We start from the raw sequence: 15,065 nt of genomic DNA on the forward strand, positions 1-15,065 counted from the left end.
GTTTTAAATTAAATATATTTGGATAATTTATGTTAAATTCGAACAATATTACAATGGATCATGTTTTTAACCAAACAATCAATAATAACTAATTGTAAATGGATATTAACTTCTATCAAATCACTTTCCACAAATCAAATGTCCTAGATTTAAAAAAAATATTGAATGCAAAATAAATATTAAAAGAAGTTAATCTGGTTTTGAGCCGTTTAAAAACTTTTCAATGAATTCATAGCCCCATGAAATTCCCATAACTCCATTTTTAACTGATTCTTCATCGTACTGGTTGACTGTGTCGGATTCTCCGTTGGATGAAAACATAGAGAATGGTACGGGGTCCCTTGTATGTGTTCTGATTGATATGGGTGTTGGATGGTCAGGTAATACAGCGATGGAATATTCCTTAAAACTTGGAAGTTCATCTAGAAGTTTTCCAATGATCCTGTCGTCGATCCTTTCAATTGCCTTTATCTTTTCTTCTAGATCTCCTGCATGGCCTGCTTCATCAGGTGCTTCGACATGAACAAATACCATATCATGATCTTCAAGGGCATCAACAGTATTTTTAGCCTTTGCACAATAATCTGTGTCGAAGTAACCTGTAGCACCTGGAACTTCTATGTTGGTTAATCCCATGTAAACACCCAGTCCCTTTATGAGATCAACTCCTGTGATGGTTGCAGCCTTAACTCCGTACTTGTCTTTAAAATTTGGAAGTGCTGGTTTAACTCCCTGTCCCCACAACCATATCATATTTGCCGGGTTTTTCCCTTCTTCCATCCGTTTTTGATTCACAGGATGATTTTCTAAAATCTTTTTAGACTCTTCCATCACATTGTTTAGTTCGATGGCAGAGGCATCTGTTGAAGGTTTTAATAAATTGTTGTTTATTGGTTCGTTAACAACATCGTGGGGTGGTGTTGATATTAAATTAGCAGAGTTAGGCTTTTTTGTTACAAAAAGATGTCTGTAGCTGGTTCCTAAGTAAAATTTTCCAACATCATGAAATTTGGTGTTGAGGGTTTCTATTATTTCAGAGGCTTCTACCGTGCTAATATGATCCGCATTAAAATCAGAAAGTAAGCCAGATTTTTCGGTGATCAAATTGCATCTGAATGCCACATCCTGTTCATCCATTTTGGCACCTATACTAGCTGCTTCTATTGGACCACGGCCTGTGTAGTACTTTTCAGGGTTGTAACCAAATATTGATAGATTTGCAACATCTGATCCCGGTGTCATATTATCGGGAACAGTTTTTAACAATCCACTAACTCCATTTAAGGCTATTTTATCCATATTTGGCGTGTTAGCTCCTTGGAGGGGTGTTTTTCCCCCTAATTCTTTAAGGGGATAATCTGCCATTCCATCCCCTATAACAACGATGTACTTCATAATTTTTCCTTCCTTCTTTAATCAAAAGATTCTAAAAACCATACAACAAGAATTTCCATGTAAAATTTCGAGTATAAGCAAACAATTTATTAAACAACTTTTATTTCTAAAACTTCTATTTTAATAAAGTATTCATTGTAACGATGTTACAAAAAAAATTTTTAACAAAAAAAAGATGGGGGGGGGTAGAAGTTTTTAATCTTGATTTCTTGATTTCTTTACACAGATTATGTCGCTAAGTATGGCTGAAGCAGTTTCAATGGAACCTGCACCTTTACCCACAACTGTCACATCATCTGCAAGGTCGGTCATAACAGTGGCAACGTTTAGTGTACCATCAACAGCAAATGGTGAACCTTCCTTCACAAGCCTTGGAGCAACCTCTAAGTTGTTGTTTGAGGCTTCACCTATTAATTTGATTAAAAATCCCTCTTTTTTTGCAAGTTCGATTGATTCCGGGGTAATATTAGTTATACCCTCCATATGAACATCCTTAATGGTCACATTCCTGTTTAAAACTGAATTTGCAAGGATAACTATTTTGGCAGCTGCATCGATTCCCTCAACATCCTGGGTAGGATCAGTTTCAGCAATACCTAATTCCTGAGCTTCTTTAAGGGTTTGTTCATAAGAAGAACCTTCATTAGCCATTCTTGAGAGTATGTAATTGGTAGTTCCATTTAGTATTCCAAGTACGGAACTTATATTGTTTCCTGCAAGGTTGTTATGTGCAAAATTTATAATAGGCATAGCACCACCCACAGATGCTTCATATTTAAACTCAGCATTATTTGAATTGGCGGTTTCAACTAGTTCACTGAAGTACAAGGACAATGGGCCTTTGTTTGAAGTTACAACATCCCTACCTTTTTTCAGGGTTTCCATCATATGGGTGTTTGCTGGTTCTCCATGATCAATGTTGGTTGGTGTGACCTCAACTAAACAATCAAATTCAACAGTTTCAACAACTTCTGCACTGTCTAAACCAGGAACTCCATATTCAGGATAGTCTGAAATTTTATTGGTGTTTTCTTTGGTTTCTATCAAGAGCTGTAGGTCTAAACCTTCAGGGTTTACTGCTGCTCCTGATCTGTCTGTAACAGCAACAACACTTATATCAAGACCATATTTATCTATTAACATATCATTTTTCATTGAGAGTACTTTTACAACTCCCATCCCCACTGCTCCAAAACCAAGTATACACAACTTCATTAAAATATCCTCCAAATAAGCAGGTCTTTAGTGTCCATATAAGTTATATTAGAATCGAATAAAACAACTTTCCAATAAATCCTTTACATTATACTTCATTGATGACTAAAAATCCTTTAGATTTACCGAAATCCTTAATATTTTGCATTAATTCAGCTTTTCTTCCGTAATCAGTTTCAATCACGATTCTTGAAGCTGAATTTTCAGGGTTGTCCGACATTTTCAGGTTCAGATCAGCCACTCTAACTCCATCTATGGAATTCAACTCACGAACAGTTTCCTTGAGGTCGTGATCCACGATATTTCCAATGAGTATGGTTGTGATGGTTTCCTTTTTAACCACACCATCAACTTCGATGATCTGAATATCATTGGATTCAATGGTCTTTAAAACCCGTTTAAGTGTTTCTTCATCACCCTCAAGTGTTAAGTGAACTGGAATTGTGCCACGTTCAGTTTTAACATCTCTCTGGTGAATCACGGTAACAATGTTTGCTCCGAGTTTTCCTATTGGTTCCAGTGCATCTATCAACTGTCCTGGAACATCTAAAAGTTCTAAAACAAGATTTAATCTCATTTTACCCATTTTCCTTTTTCGGCTATGATGTTCCCATCTTCATCTGTGTGTGCATTTCGCATGATCCTTTCTGGATCCTTAGCTTCTGCAATATCATCTCTAGTAAGGTTGACATTGTCCACCATGTAATGGGTTTCCTCAAGATCTGGGATGTCCTTGAGAGCTTCTGAAAATTTTTCTAATATCTGTTCTGCTTCCTTTTCTATCTTCAACTACATCACCTTACTTCGTATCATAAATTTCTATAAGATTTTATTTCAAATAATCCATTAGCTAAATCTTATTGTTTTATATTAATATAAATTTTGTAGAACATAATTATTTCCATGTGAATCCTAAATTATTTTTCATTAAGACTCAAATTGTGCCTTGTAGCTTCCATCCTTCAAGACCTTTTTAACTAGAAGCCTGTGAATACCAGAACCGTACTGTGCCGCTTTTTTAGGTCTTAACACTGCTTCCATTGGTACTTCAAGATCCAATGCCAATCTCCGGAGTATGCATTTTCTAAGATCATCAGGGTCGTGGCCAAGTTTGTACTTCATTGGAATGTTTAATCCCACATTTACAACCTTACTGTCAAGGTAGGGAACCCTAAGCTCCACACTGTTTGCCATGGTCACAGCATCGTCCCTTTGGAGATTCACATGATACAAGTTTGAAACATCAGCTTCAAGATATTCTGTTGTTTTCTCACCATACTCCTGGTAAAACTGGGTGTATCTTTGATAGCCTGCGAATATTTCATCTGCTCCTTGGCCAGACAGCATTACCCGGATTCCATCTTGACTCGCAAGTTCTGATGCAATGTACGAGGGCATTCCAACACCTATCTTCATTACATTGTACTCTTCAATGGCATTTAACACGAGACCAGTGTAATGTTTAATATCGTCCAATGCAACAATTTTAGATTTTAAAGGAAGATCTAAGGAGTTGGCAACTTGTTTTGCGTACTTCATGTCCGAAGAGTTCTCAGTGCCAACAGTGTAGAGAAACGTTTCAACTTCGAGATCCTTAGATAGTTTTGCAAGTATGCTGCTGTCTAAACCACCTGAAAAAATAATTCCTACTCGATCAAGCCCTACCACCCGTTTTTTCACAGAGTCTATTAGGACTTTTTTAAGCAAATTTTTGTAGTAATTTGAGCCGTACTGAGGGAAACTTTCATTTCCATCTCGAACATTAGGAATTGGCATTGTTTTCTTTTTTGTCTGTGGTTTTGAAATGGTTTTGTTGTTTAAAATCATCTCACCAGGTTTTAACACATTCACGTCTTTTATTCCAAGTTTCCACAGGGCCTTTCTCTCAGATGCAAAGGCAAATAGATCTCTTTTGTGATCTGTAGCATAGTAAACAGGTTTAACACCCAGTTCATCCCTTACAACCACGAGTTCTTTACCATTGGAAATTGCGAAGGCATAATCTCCATCAAGTTCTTTAATGGTGGTGTTCACTGCATCTACAAGTGAATTTTTGTAGTACTTATTTACAAGGGTCAGGATCACTTCACAATCTGAATCTGTGAAGTAACACTCATCATAGAAGTTTTTCAGTTCTCTGTAATTGTAGATCTCTGCATTTGCAACCAATACTAAACCATGTTTAACAAGGGGTTGTGAAACTTCAGTTCCAACTATTGAAAGTAGGTTGTGTCCAAGACCAATATTTGCAAATGGAAGATCCGTAGTTTCAAGATCACCAGTTACGAGCTTACCATCCAAACATATTCTGGATCCATCAGGACCCCGGTGTTCCATGGTTTTAAGCATACAAATCAGATCTTCACCCAAGGCTTGTTTACCATTTATGGAGAGTATACCTGCAATTGCACACATGACTATCACTTAAAAAAATATTTATAATGAATTTGTAAACCAATCTAATATATCCCAGTTGAGAAAAATTTGAGAATATGTTCTCAATTAGAATAATTATTATGGTTTGTTGAATATTAAATTTAACAGTTTACTTAAATTAAAAACAGTTCATATCTAAGAATTTGTTATTTGTAATGTTAATGAAATGTAGGGGTTCAATGACATTCATGGTCTGCTTGTGAACCCATACATGCATTACAGTTGACTGGTATGTTGTCCTTCTCTTTGTGTAGTTGGCAAACCACATCTTCTGTTTTAATGCGTCTACACAAATCACATATTCTTGATATAATTCCGCTCTGGTTTAGTTTTCCTTCCTTCAGATCCAATGCAAACTCTTTGATAAGTTCCTGAACTTCGTCATTAAACTTGATTCCATGACCCCTTTTATCACTTATGTACTGTGACACAGCAGGTTGTGTAATATCAAGTAATTCTGAAATTTCCTTTTGTTTCATACCAAGGTTTAAGAGTTCCTTTGCAAGTTCTGATCTGATACTTGGAATAACGTACCATACTACAATTTCACATGGAGGTCTCATATTAATCACTTCTCTTTAATTTTCCTAAATTTTAATCTAGTGTTATACTACAATGATCTTCAAATTTTTTACAATTGATATTCTAATATTTATTTAGGGTTTCAATCGTTTTTGTGTGTCCAATTTATTTTAGTTAAATTGTGACTACTTTGAAAAATTTTTTTATGATTTAGTGTTATAAGTTAAGTCTGTTCAAATATATAACAATTGACATAACTGTTATGATTTACTATAAAAAAAATGAGTATTTATAAGTGTGATGATAAAAATTTTTGTAGAAGCAGCCTATATTCCGGCCCCTTCTGAAAATATTTCTTCTATCTCTGATTTTTTGGTTAAAAAACCGTTAATTTTAACAATATCTGTACTGATACCTAGTTGTTTGATTTCAGCTTCGAGTTCGTCCTGTCTTTGAAGTATCAGTTGTATAACTTCTGCAACAGGGTCTGGTAGCTGGCCATGGTCAAGGTCAATGGCACATTTCCGTGATTCTTGTACAACCCTTCCAGGTATGCCCACAACTGTTGCTCCAGGAGGTGTTGGTTTAAGTACAACGGAACCTGCTCCTATTTTGCAGCAGTCCCCAATTTTAATGTTTCCTATAATTTTTGCTCCGGATCCAATCACTACACCGTTTCCCACTGTTGGGTGTCTTTTTTTCTTTTCAAGACTGGTTCCACCAAGGACAACTCCCTGATATATTAACACATCTTCGCCTACTTCTGCTGTTTCACCGATAACCACTCCCATACCATGGTCGATAAGCACTCTTCTACCAATTGTTGCTCCGGGATGTATTTCTACACCTGTTAAAAATCTGTTGAGTGTGGATATGAAACGTCCCCAAAATAAGTGATTGCGTGTCCAAAACCAGTTACCTAGTCTATGAAACCATATTGCATGAAGTCCTGGAGAGAATAAAATCACTTCTGCCGTGCTTCTTGCAGCAGGATCCCTTGAGAATACCATTTGTATGTCTTCTCTAATTCTATCAAACATTCAATCACCTTTAGTTTTAACTAAAAAATTAAGTTAAGACAGTAATTTTCATATAGAGTTATTGTACTTTATATTGTTACCGTCTCATAGTTTTTTCTACTAACCACTTATCTATTGATATATTTTATTTTTTTTAGTTGGTGAAATCTGAGGATTCAGATGATTTGAAGATATCTTCAAATACCCAATCCATACTGAGGTACCGTTCTCCAGTGTCGGGTAATATTACGACAATCTGTTTACCAGCATATTCATCCTTTTTAGCTAACTGTAAAGCTGCAAAAACAGCTGCTCCAGAAGAAATTCCTGCGAGTATTCCCTCTTCCCTTGCTAATTTGAGGAGTGTTTGTGCTGCATCATCGTCAGAAACCTGTACAATTTCGTCTATTATCTCTGTCTGAAGTACGTCTGGTATGAATCCGGGCCCAATACCCTGTATTTTGTGTGGTCCTGGACTTCCTCCTGAAAGTACTGGGGATGTAACAGGTTCTACTGCCACTGCTTTAAATTCAGGTTTTAATTCTTTGAGTGCTGTTGCTACACCGGTTATGGTTCCACCTGTTCCTGTTCCGGAAACCAAAACATCAACTTTTCCATCTGTGTCTCTCCAGATTTCTTGTGCGGTTGTTTCCCTATGGATCTTAGGGTTTGCAATGTTTTTAAATTGTTGAGGCATTACTGCTCCTGGAATTTCTGCCGCTAATTCTTCTGCCTTAGCAACTGCTCCAGGCATTCCGTTTGCTCCGGGTGTTAGGACTATTTCTGCTCCTAGGAGTGCGAGTAACTTTCTTCTTTCTATGGACATGGTGTCGGGCATGGTTAAAATGAGCTTGTAACCTTTGGCAGCTGCTACAAATGCCAGTGCAATACCGGTATTCCCACTAGTTGGTTCGATTAGAATGGTGTTTTCCTTAATAACACCTGCTTCTTCACCGGCTTCTATCATGGCTACCCCGATTCTGTCTTTTACAGATGAGAGTGGGTTGAATGATTCGACTTTAACTAATACTTCGGCTTTTGATCCTTCTGTTAGTTTATTTAACCTCACTAGAGGTGTGTTTCCTATAGTTTCTGTAATATCGTTTGCTATTCCCCTTGTCAATTTTGGTATATTTACCATTTTTTCACCTTTTGATCAATTTTTAATTACTTCATCAAACTATATATAACTATCGTTATATAACGATTGTTATAATATTGTTTTTTTATTTAAATCTTTCTATTATTAATTTGGTTTGGATTCTAAATTAATTTATCCAAAGGAAACAAAAATTAAAAAAATTTAAAATAAATAACCTCTTAAGGGCTATATTCAAATTTCTAAACAATCTAAATTTAAATTCCTTCTCCACTACCGCTTCGAATACCGTTCTGTTCGATCTTTTCTTCTTTAAGAAGATTGTTAATCCATGAAGCAGCCCAATCTGCAAGATCTTGAGCTTCAAATGGTTTTGGAATGTAGGAATCTTTGTTGTTTATTACGTTCCTTGCAAGTTGCCTGTAAACTTCAGCCTGCTCTGAATTTGGTGCACCTTCAATGGTGGTGACACCATCTAATTCGCATTTAGTTACAGTGGATGATCTTGGAACAAATTCTATAACATTGGTTTCAGTTTTCTCGCTGAAATCTGTTATCATTTCCTTTTGTGATATTTTTGAGATGGAATTTCCAATTATTCCTCCAAGTAAAGCTCCTCCACTACCGGAATATTTAAGAATTCCTTTGAAGAGGTTGTTTACGGCGTAAATTGCCATGTAATCGGAGGATGTAACTGTGTACACTTGTTCTGCAATTCCCTGCCTGATAGGGATTGCAAATCCACCACAAACAACATCTCCTAAAACATCGTATATAACGATATCTGGGTCGATGTCGTCAATTATTCCATTGTTGTCTAGCAATTCGATGGCTGCAATGATACCTCGTCCAGCACATCCAACACCAGGTTCAGGACCTCCTGCTTCAACACAATGAACCCCATTGTAACCTTCAAATATTAAATTATCCAGTTTGTTGGAGCCACTTCTTACTGTATCCATAACGGTAGGTATTGGTTTTCCTTTCCTGAGTGTGGTTGTTGAATCGTTTTTAGGGTCACATCCTATCTGCATTACACTGTAACCTAAATCTGACAGGGCCGCACTTAGGTTGGAAGTTGTAGTCGACTTCCCAATCCCGCCTTTTCCATAAATTGCAATTTGTTTTCGTTTACTCATTCTAATACCTCTAAATTTATTATTATCGACTATTTATAGCTCCAAACACTATTTTTATCATTTTTTTAATCATTTGATGGTTACTAAATTTTAACCCCATAATTTTTTTTTAGATATCTTTTTATTTTTTTTAAGTTGGGATGAATGAAAATTCAATCCCAACCAATGATCCAAATGCAAGTTCTGTTTTAGAGTGGTCCTGCAAATGTTGTGACTACGTGTTCAACCAACCTTGCTCCTCCATCGTAGCCCACGTAGTTGTCAACAAGAACCATCCTGTTGTACGATGGGAAGGCAACAGTTACAGACAGGGCGCCAAACTCTGACATGGCAATAGGTCCTTCGAGTGAACTTCCAAACAAGAACAGGAATGGTCTGTCTTTGAAGTTTTCCCTGATCTTATGGGAATCTACCTCAAAGATGATGTCCGGACTGTAACCTGTTTCCAAGTTTTCAGTAATTTCACGAATAATTGCCTCCCTGAATTCCTCTGGTGGGTTGTCGGTTATCTGGATAATGTCTGGAAGATATCCAATCTCATTGGTTAAAAATTTGGTCAAACTCACTGCAGTGCTACTGTCAGCGGCAACTGCAAAGTAGGAGTGAGGACGTACCAATATTATTGCATCTCCAGGGTACTCAAGGATCCTGTAGGTTCTCCTTTCTTCTTTGGCAATCACATTTTCAACTTTATCTGAGTATGTGTTGAGTGCCTTGGATACTTCCCTTAAGAATTCACTTGTCTGTTTAGGTCCAACAGGCACACCAGGGAAACTAATAAATGGAGTTCCAAATTTGTCCTCCAGTTTCTTAGCAGCTCTATGACCGTTCCATGGTGATACCACTACGTTGTACTCAGCAGCAGGAATATCGTTAAGCTTTTCCAATGTGTCATATTCGGTGAATATGATGTTTGCATCGATTCCAATGGTGGCTAGAAGATCCTTTATGGCTTTGAGTTCACCCTTCCAGAAAATATGTTGGTAAGGAACCACTCCCAGAATGTTCACCCTACCCTTCTGCACTGGTTTCTCAGTAAGCAGCTGATCAGCGAGTCCTTCAAAGAACAGTTCGTATCCTTCGTAGGAGTTAGCTTTAAACCCGGGGGCATTGATGTGTAAAACAGGTGCTTTATCTTTAAATTCACCAACAACTGCATCAACATCGTCCCCTATGAGTGAAGGAACACAACCCGATATTACTACAAACAGTTCAGCATTTAAAAGGTCGATACTAGAATCAACCAGACTTCTTAGTTTGTTTTCTCCACCAAAGATAACGTGTTCTTCTACCAAACAGGAACATGGTGTTGCTGTTCCTCCAAAGTCACCACCAGCATTTTGTCCTCCACCGTAGAGTAATCCAAATAGCTGACCAACTCCACAACCAGCACCGGAATGTAATATGGGTACTGCGTCGTAAAGACCCAGTACAGTTCCATAAACTCCTGCTAGAGAACAGGAGTATCTAGGTGCTTCTATTACGTGGATAGAAGGATCTGTTACTTCTGTTTGTTTAGTTGTTTGTAAATTATTATCTGCCATATTATTTCCCCTTTTCTAGAAAGTACAATGGATCTGGCTGTTCAAGGTACCAGTCTTTGTATCCTATAGCTGTTTTTTCTTTCATTGTTTTCTGATAGGATTTGTTTTTGAGTGATTGTAACAGGAAGTTACCAAAGGCAACTGCTCCAGTGTATCCACTTTGTGCACTCCAAGGATCTGCATCTCCCCTCAGGGCATGGATTCTTGTGATTTCACTGTCACGCTTCCATGCTCCACCTTGAAATGGACAGGTAAGTGCAACATCGGGATTGACTTTGTTGGTTACATGAGCCTGTTCAGATGCTTGGAAAGTGTTGACCATTATATCGAAGTCACCCACTGTATCTAGAACGTCTTCAAGTTCTTCAATCAACAGATCGTCGAAGTCTTGTGCCATTGCAGCTGGAGAGTTTAATCCTATTTCATCGAAATATGGTAGCTGGCTTACAAGTCTTCCTTGACCCAATGAACCGAGAACATTCAATCTAGTACCATCTTCTTTGATGTTTAAAAGTTGTTCTCTAATTTCTTCGAGTTTAGGAACCCATTTTGCATGTTCTTCCTTTATGAGTTCTTCGATTTCTTCCTCTTTATCGGTGTACTTTCCAATTTGTCTCAACCATTCATCTGTATTTTTGATTCCCATTGGTGATGGGTATAGGAAATATGGTACGTCGAATTCTTGTTCTAGTCCTCTTGAAATGTAATCTGTGTAGGTTGGGCAGATAGGTGCTGTTACTGCGGCTTCTGAGAGTTTTTCAAACTGTTCTACCGTTGCGAACTCTGGAATGAAGTTAACTCGTAGTCCTACTTTCTCTAGCAATCTTTCTATTTCTAACCTGTCTTGCCAGGTGTATGATAACATACTTGCTACGTTTACAAGGTCTTTCTGTTTTTTCTCTGGTTTTTTAACCAGATATTTGAGTACAGCGTGCCAAAATGCATCGTAACCAGTTTGTACCAGTCGAGATCTTACTCCTTCGCAGTGAATTGGCACGATTGTGGCATCAATTTCAGGCTGTATTTCAGTTACAGTTCCTTCTATGTCTTCTCCAATGATTCCTGTTGTACAGGATGTCAAGATGAAGATTGCCTTTGGATTGTACCTTGTTTGTGCTTCTTTAATTGCATCTTTCAACTTGTTACTTGCACCGTAGACAACGTCATTTTGTTGCAAGTTGGTTGTTAACCAGTGCAGATCATATTCTGCTGGCCTTCCAAGTTCAACTGGTACTGCTCTGTAAAGTTCTCTGTATCCTAGAGCTGATGATGAGCAACCAACCGGTGCATTAAATATTACAGCCGCGTCTCTGATTGTAGAAACCCTAACTGCCAAATAGAAGTTTAGAACACATCCTCCTGACTGTTGAAATTTCCTGTCGGAACACTGCAAGGTTCCTTCTTTTGCTTCATCTAACAATTCTGATGCTTTACCAAAGTATACGTTGGTACCTTTGGCTCTTTGTTCCCTATTTGGGCAAGTGTTTTTACTCAAGTCTATTTTATCTATTTTTTTTCCAGGGCTCAATATTTTTCCTCCCTTTTTACTAATTTATTAATATAACAATCTTGATCGAGAGCGGCTGATCTATTAACGATCGTTATATATTGTTCCTATTGATTAGGCTTAATATAAAAACTTAACGATCGTTAATTTAAATCTCTAGAATGTTATTGATCTTAAAACAAGTAATTTAATCTTCAAGACTTCATTAAATATCAATACAAAATTCAAAGGTTAAAAAAAAATAGTAGTATCAAAATTCATCCCCTTGATTTTTTGTATCTTGATCAGAGCTTGATTTTGAAGCCTTTAGCTTCTGAGCATAACTTGAACCCAGCTTTTCTAGTGCTTCATCAATGTAGGACGGTACAGAAAATGATTGAATTCCACTTAAAAGTAAATTTTGTGATGCTCCAGGCCCAATTTGAGCTACAAGCACAACTTTAACACCATCTAATACACCCACAGCATTTTTCATTGATCCTGCTGTGTGGTTACCACCAGAGCATGTGGGTTCATTTTTCCGGAGTTCAATGTACTCGTAATTTCCTTCATCATCGATATCAAATATTAAAAATTGTTCTGCATGTCCAAAGTGTTGGTTAATAAATTTACCATCACTACTCGCAACTGCTACTCTTAACGGCATAGTAAACCTCCTATTTTTTTTTGTATCATTCTTCTTACACTTTATTTTTATTTTTAATCCATATGTCCTATAATCATTACATTTAACTTACTGTTAAAACTGATTTTTATTAATTTTATGTCATGTTAAATTATTATATTCGAACTAATAAATATAACGATCGTTACTTATTTTTCCTTAAGCAGGTAAGCATTTTTTATCCTGTTTAATGCTGAGTTAATAACTGATCTTTGTGTAGCAATGTTCATCCTCATAAATCCTTGGCCTGATTCTCCAAATATATATCCATCTTCCATACCTACCTTGGCATCATCAATCATGAAACTTTGAAGTGTATGGGGGTCCATGCCCAGTTCTCTGCAGTCAAGCCATAGAAGATAGGTTCCCTGGGGTTCTATCATTTTGATCTCTGGAATATTAGTTTCTAAGAATTTCCTAATGTAATCAAGATTTCCCTGTAAATAGTCCAGAACCTGTTCTAACCATTCATCACCATATTTGTAGGCGGCTTTGAGTGCTGTGTAACCGAATAAATTTGGATTTGGAACCATGCCTGCTCTTGTGTTAATAAAATCCTCACGAATCCTTTGATTGGGTATGATTATGTTTGAAACTTCGAGTCCTGCCAAGTTAAAGGTTTTGCTCGGTGACATACAGATTATACTGTTTTGTTCAAATTTATCGGATATTGATGCAAATGGGGTGTGTTTATTTCCTTTAAACAGTATTTCACAATGTATTTCATCAGAGATTACCACGCCGCCATTGTCAATCACAATATTTCCCATTTTTTCTATTTCATCAGGATTCCACACTCTTCCTACTGGATTGTGTGGATTGCAGAAGATAATAGTTTTTAAACGTCCAGGACCCATTAATCTACGGGTTTTAGGATGAAACTTAGATTCAAGATCTTCGCAGTCCATGACGTACCTTCCATTAACCAGTTTGAGCTGGTTGTTAACTATGCTGCAACCACTATTTTTTACCACTGGAAAGAATGGGTGATAAGATGGTTGTTGTAGTATGACCTCATCACCAGGATGTGTTAAAGAAGTTACAGCAGTTTGTAGTGCTGGAACAACACCGGGTGTGAAAACAACCCATTCTGGTTCAATGTTCCAGTTGTACTTTTTTTTCAGTCTTTGGACAACTGAATCAACCACACTTCCTCCAGGCTGTGTGTAACCGTAAAAAGGATGCTCAGCCCGGGTTTTAATGGCTTCTTTAATTGGTTCGGCAACTGGAAAATCCATATCTGCTACCCATAATGGTATAATATCGTCCCTTCCAATTATGGGTTTCATGAAATCCCATTTAAGGCTGTCAGTGTTTTTTCTGTTGTAAACTTTATCTAAATCGTAGTTCAATAATTCATCTCCCATCATGATATATAACAATAGTTAACCTTCACATGCAAAATATGTTTGGATCAATAAAATAATTTACAAGAACTAATTTAAAATGAATGCTAGTTAGTTATATGACTAACAGTTGATTTGTCCAGTTGCATAAAATTTGCGCAAAGATTAAAAATAAGTATAACTATAGTTAAGAATGATCATGGTATTGCAATTTTAAAGCAAGCTTTTTATTTATCATAAGATCCAGATGAGGAAAAGATCATGCAAAAAGTAGAAGTAAAATTTTTAACAAGATTCATAGACATCACCGGAGAAAAAACTACAACCATTGAAGATGCAGGGGACATATCCCAACTTATAGAGGCTTTGTGCGAAAAATACGATGAAACATTCCGTGATGTTTTATTAGACGAAGATGGTACTGTGAGGGACTATCTGAAGGTAATGGTAAATGGTGAGGATATAAGGGATCTTGATGGTACAGAAACCAAACTTAACGATGGTGATGAGATAGTAATGTTCCAGACTATCGCTGGAGGATAACACCAAACAAATACCAATTACTATTTCTATATTTTTTTTCTATTTTATTTTTTCTTGAATCGCTGCATCTGTTGTGCTTAGAACTCTTTTTATAAGTTTTGAAACATAATTTATTTAGTAAACTTTGAAACTAACAGATCATACTAAAAGTTTAATATAAACTGGATCAAGCAGCCAAAACATATCAGGGGATGGTTTCGATTAATGATGATGATTCAAAAAAGAGTAAAAAAGATTATGATGCCATTATTGAAGAACTTGAGATAGAACTTGCAAAAAAACAGGTCACAATCCAAAATTTAAAAGAGGGGATTCAAGATGCCAACAACAGGGTTAGTGACATGGTTGAAAAAAACAGTTCATTAGAATCCAGAATCAACGAATACGAACTCCAAGACCTTGCCATGAAGTTTGGTAAGTTTGAGAAACTGAAGGATGATAACAAAAAACTTGATCATAGAGTAAAAGTTACAAAAAAGCATCTTGACAGTGCACGTGAATACCTAAAATTCACATATGTCGTTATATTGGACATGAAAAATCGCAGTATATTTGATCGTGTATTTAGAAGGTATCCTGATAGTTACCACCGATACGTAAATGATCTAAACCAAGAATCTGATGAGAACTAAATCC

15 protein-coding genes are annotated in these 15,065 nt (G+C 36.8%); 2 read left to right on the forward strand and 13 right to left on the reverse strand.

The genetic code is table 11. The annotated features are described in order from the left end of the window. Positions 1-189: 189 nt before the first annotated feature. The 13 genes from METBO_RS05875 to METBO_RS05935 form a co-directional block, all read right to left on the reverse strand. A complete protein-coding gene (locus METBO_RS05875; protein ID WP_013644767.1) occupies positions 190-1,395 on the reverse strand; it encodes a cofactor-independent phosphoglycerate mutase in 1,206 nt (401 codons plus the stop codon). Between the two features lie 195 nt (positions 1,396-1,590). Continuing rightward, positions 1,591-2,610, reverse strand: coding sequence for a homoserine dehydrogenase (locus tag METBO_RS05880; protein WP_013644768.1), 1,020 nt, complete (start codon positions 2,608-2,610; stop codon positions 1,591-1,593). An 88-nt stretch (positions 2,611-2,698) separates the two neighbouring features. Next, on the reverse strand, positions 2,699-3,187 hold the full coding sequence (locus METBO_RS05885) for an amino acid-binding protein (protein WP_013644769.1): 489 nt from the start codon (positions 3,185-3,187) through the stop codon (positions 2,699-2,701). Then, positions 3,184-3,399, reverse strand: a complete 216-nt coding sequence (gatC, locus tag METBO_RS05890; RefSeq protein WP_013644770.1) for an Asp-tRNA(Asn) amidotransferase subunit GatC — start codon at positions 3,397-3,399, stop codon at positions 3,184-3,186. Before gatC ends, METBO_RS05885 begins: the two co-directional genes overlap by 4 nt. A gap of 138 nt (positions 3,400-3,537) precedes the next feature. Beyond that, entirely contained in the window at positions 3,538-5,025 is a 1,488-nt protein-coding gene (locus METBO_RS05895) for an asparagine synthase-related protein (RefSeq protein WP_013644771.1), read from the reverse strand. Positions 5,026-5,222: 197 nt separating this feature from the next. Continuing rightward, positions 5,223-5,609: a transcriptional regulator gene (locus METBO_RS05900; RefSeq protein ID WP_013644772.1), complete on the reverse strand. Its 387-nt coding sequence runs from the start codon at positions 5,607-5,609 to the stop codon at positions 5,223-5,225. 285 nt (positions 5,610-5,894) lie between these two features. Further along, positions 5,895-6,608: a serine O-acetyltransferase gene (cysE, locus tag METBO_RS05905; RefSeq protein ID WP_013644773.1), complete on the reverse strand. Its 714-nt coding sequence runs from the start codon at positions 6,606-6,608 to the stop codon at positions 5,895-5,897. Between the two features lie 133 nt (positions 6,609-6,741). Beyond that, positions 6,742-7,728: a cysteine synthase A gene (gene cysK, locus METBO_RS05910; RefSeq protein WP_013644774.1), complete on the reverse strand. Its 987-nt coding sequence runs from the start codon at positions 7,726-7,728 to the stop codon at positions 6,742-6,744. 215 nt (positions 7,729-7,943) lie between these two features. After that, positions 7,944-8,825 carry a nucleotide-binding protein gene (locus METBO_RS05915; protein ID WP_013644775.1) on the reverse strand — a complete coding sequence of 294 codons (882 nt, stop codon included), beginning with the start codon at positions 8,823-8,825 and terminating at the stop codon, positions 7,944-7,946. A 188-nt stretch (positions 8,826-9,013) separates the two neighbouring features. After that, entirely contained in the window at positions 9,014-10,369 is a 1,356-nt protein-coding gene (locus METBO_RS05920) for a nitrogenase component 1 (protein ID WP_013644776.1), read from the reverse strand. Position 10,370: 1 nt separating this feature from the next. Beyond that, positions 10,371-11,897 (reverse strand): nitrogenase component 1, encoded by a 1,527-nt coding sequence (locus tag METBO_RS05925; protein WP_013644777.1) that lies wholly within the window; start codon positions 11,895-11,897, stop codon positions 10,371-10,373. Positions 11,898-12,126: 229 nt separating this feature from the next. Continuing rightward, on the reverse strand, positions 12,127-12,522 hold the full coding sequence (locus METBO_RS05930) for a NifB/NifX family molybdenum-iron cluster-binding protein (protein ID WP_013644778.1): 396 nt from the start codon (positions 12,520-12,522) through the stop codon (positions 12,127-12,129). A gap of 167 nt (positions 12,523-12,689) precedes the next feature. Next, positions 12,690-13,892 carry a MalY/PatB family protein gene (locus METBO_RS05935; RefSeq protein WP_013644779.1) on the reverse strand — a complete coding sequence of 401 codons (1,203 nt, stop codon included), beginning with the start codon at positions 13,890-13,892 and terminating at the stop codon, positions 12,690-12,692. 255 nt (positions 13,893-14,147) lie between these two features. Here METBO_RS05935 and METBO_RS05940 point away from each other — a divergent pair, with 255 nt between their 5' ends. Both METBO_RS05940 and METBO_RS05945 read left to right on the forward strand, forming a co-directional pair. After that, positions 14,148-14,429, forward strand: a complete 282-nt coding sequence (locus tag METBO_RS05940) for a ubiquitin-like small modifier protein 1 (protein ID WP_013644780.1) — start codon at positions 14,148-14,150, stop codon at positions 14,427-14,429. 191 nt (positions 14,430-14,620) lie between these two features. After that, the gene (locus tag METBO_RS05945; protein ID WP_013644781.1) at positions 14,621-15,061 is read left to right on the forward strand and encodes a hypothetical protein; all 441 of its coding nucleotides are present in this window, start codon (positions 14,621-14,623) and stop codon (positions 15,059-15,061) included. The last annotated feature ends 4 nt before the right edge of the window (positions 15,062-15,065 follow it).

This window comes from Methanobacterium lacus, from assembly GCF_000191585.1.
GTDB classification, from domain to species: domain Archaea; phylum Methanobacteriota; class Methanobacteria; order Methanobacteriales; family Methanobacteriaceae; genus Methanobacterium_B; species Methanobacterium_B lacus.

What these genes read in the sequence shown, in the direction of transcription:
- cysK (WP_013644774.1), bottom strand. Translation starts at nt 7,728, where the DNA reads ATGGTAAATATACCAAAATTGACAAGGGGAATAGCAAACGATATTACA.
- METBO_RS05900 (WP_013644772.1), bottom strand. Translation starts at nt 5,609, where the DNA reads ATGAGACCTCCATGTGAAATTGTAGTATGGTACGTTATTCCAAGTATC.
- METBO_RS05885 (WP_013644769.1), bottom strand. Translation starts at nt 3,187, where the DNA reads ATGAGATTAAATCTTGTTTTAGAACTTTTAGATGTTCCAGGACAGTTG.
- METBO_RS05880 (WP_013644768.1), bottom strand. Translation starts at nt 2,610, where the DNA reads ATGAAGTTGTGTATACTTGGTTTTGGAGCAGTGGGGATGGGAGTTGTA.
- cysE (WP_013644773.1), bottom strand. Translation starts at nt 6,608, where the DNA reads ATGTTTGATAGAATTAGAGAAGACATACAAATGGTATTCTCAAGGGAT.
- METBO_RS05920 (WP_013644776.1), bottom strand. Translation starts at nt 10,369, where the DNA reads ATGGCAGATAATAATTTACAAACAACTAAACAAACAGAAGTAACAGAT.
- METBO_RS05895 (WP_013644771.1), bottom strand. Translation starts at nt 5,025, where the DNA reads ATGTGTGCAATTGCAGGTATACTCTCCATAAATGGTAAACAAGCCTTG.
- METBO_RS05940 (WP_013644780.1), top strand. Translation starts at nt 14,148, where the DNA reads ATGCAAAAAGTAGAAGTAAAATTTTTAACAAGATTCATAGACATCACC.
- METBO_RS05915 (WP_013644775.1), bottom strand. Translation starts at nt 8,825, where the DNA reads ATGAGTAAACGAAAACAAATTGCAATTTATGGAAAAGGCGGGATTGGG.
- METBO_RS05930 (WP_013644778.1), bottom strand. Translation starts at nt 12,522, where the DNA reads ATGCCGTTAAGAGTAGCAGTTGCGAGTAGTGATGGTAAATTTATTAAC.
- METBO_RS05945 (WP_013644781.1), top strand. Translation starts at nt 14,621, where the DNA reads ATGGTTTCGATTAATGATGATGATTCAAAAAAGAGTAAAAAAGATTAT.
- METBO_RS05875 (WP_013644767.1), bottom strand. Translation starts at nt 1,395, where the DNA reads ATGAAGTACATCGTTGTTATAGGGGATGGAATGGCAGATTATCCCCTT.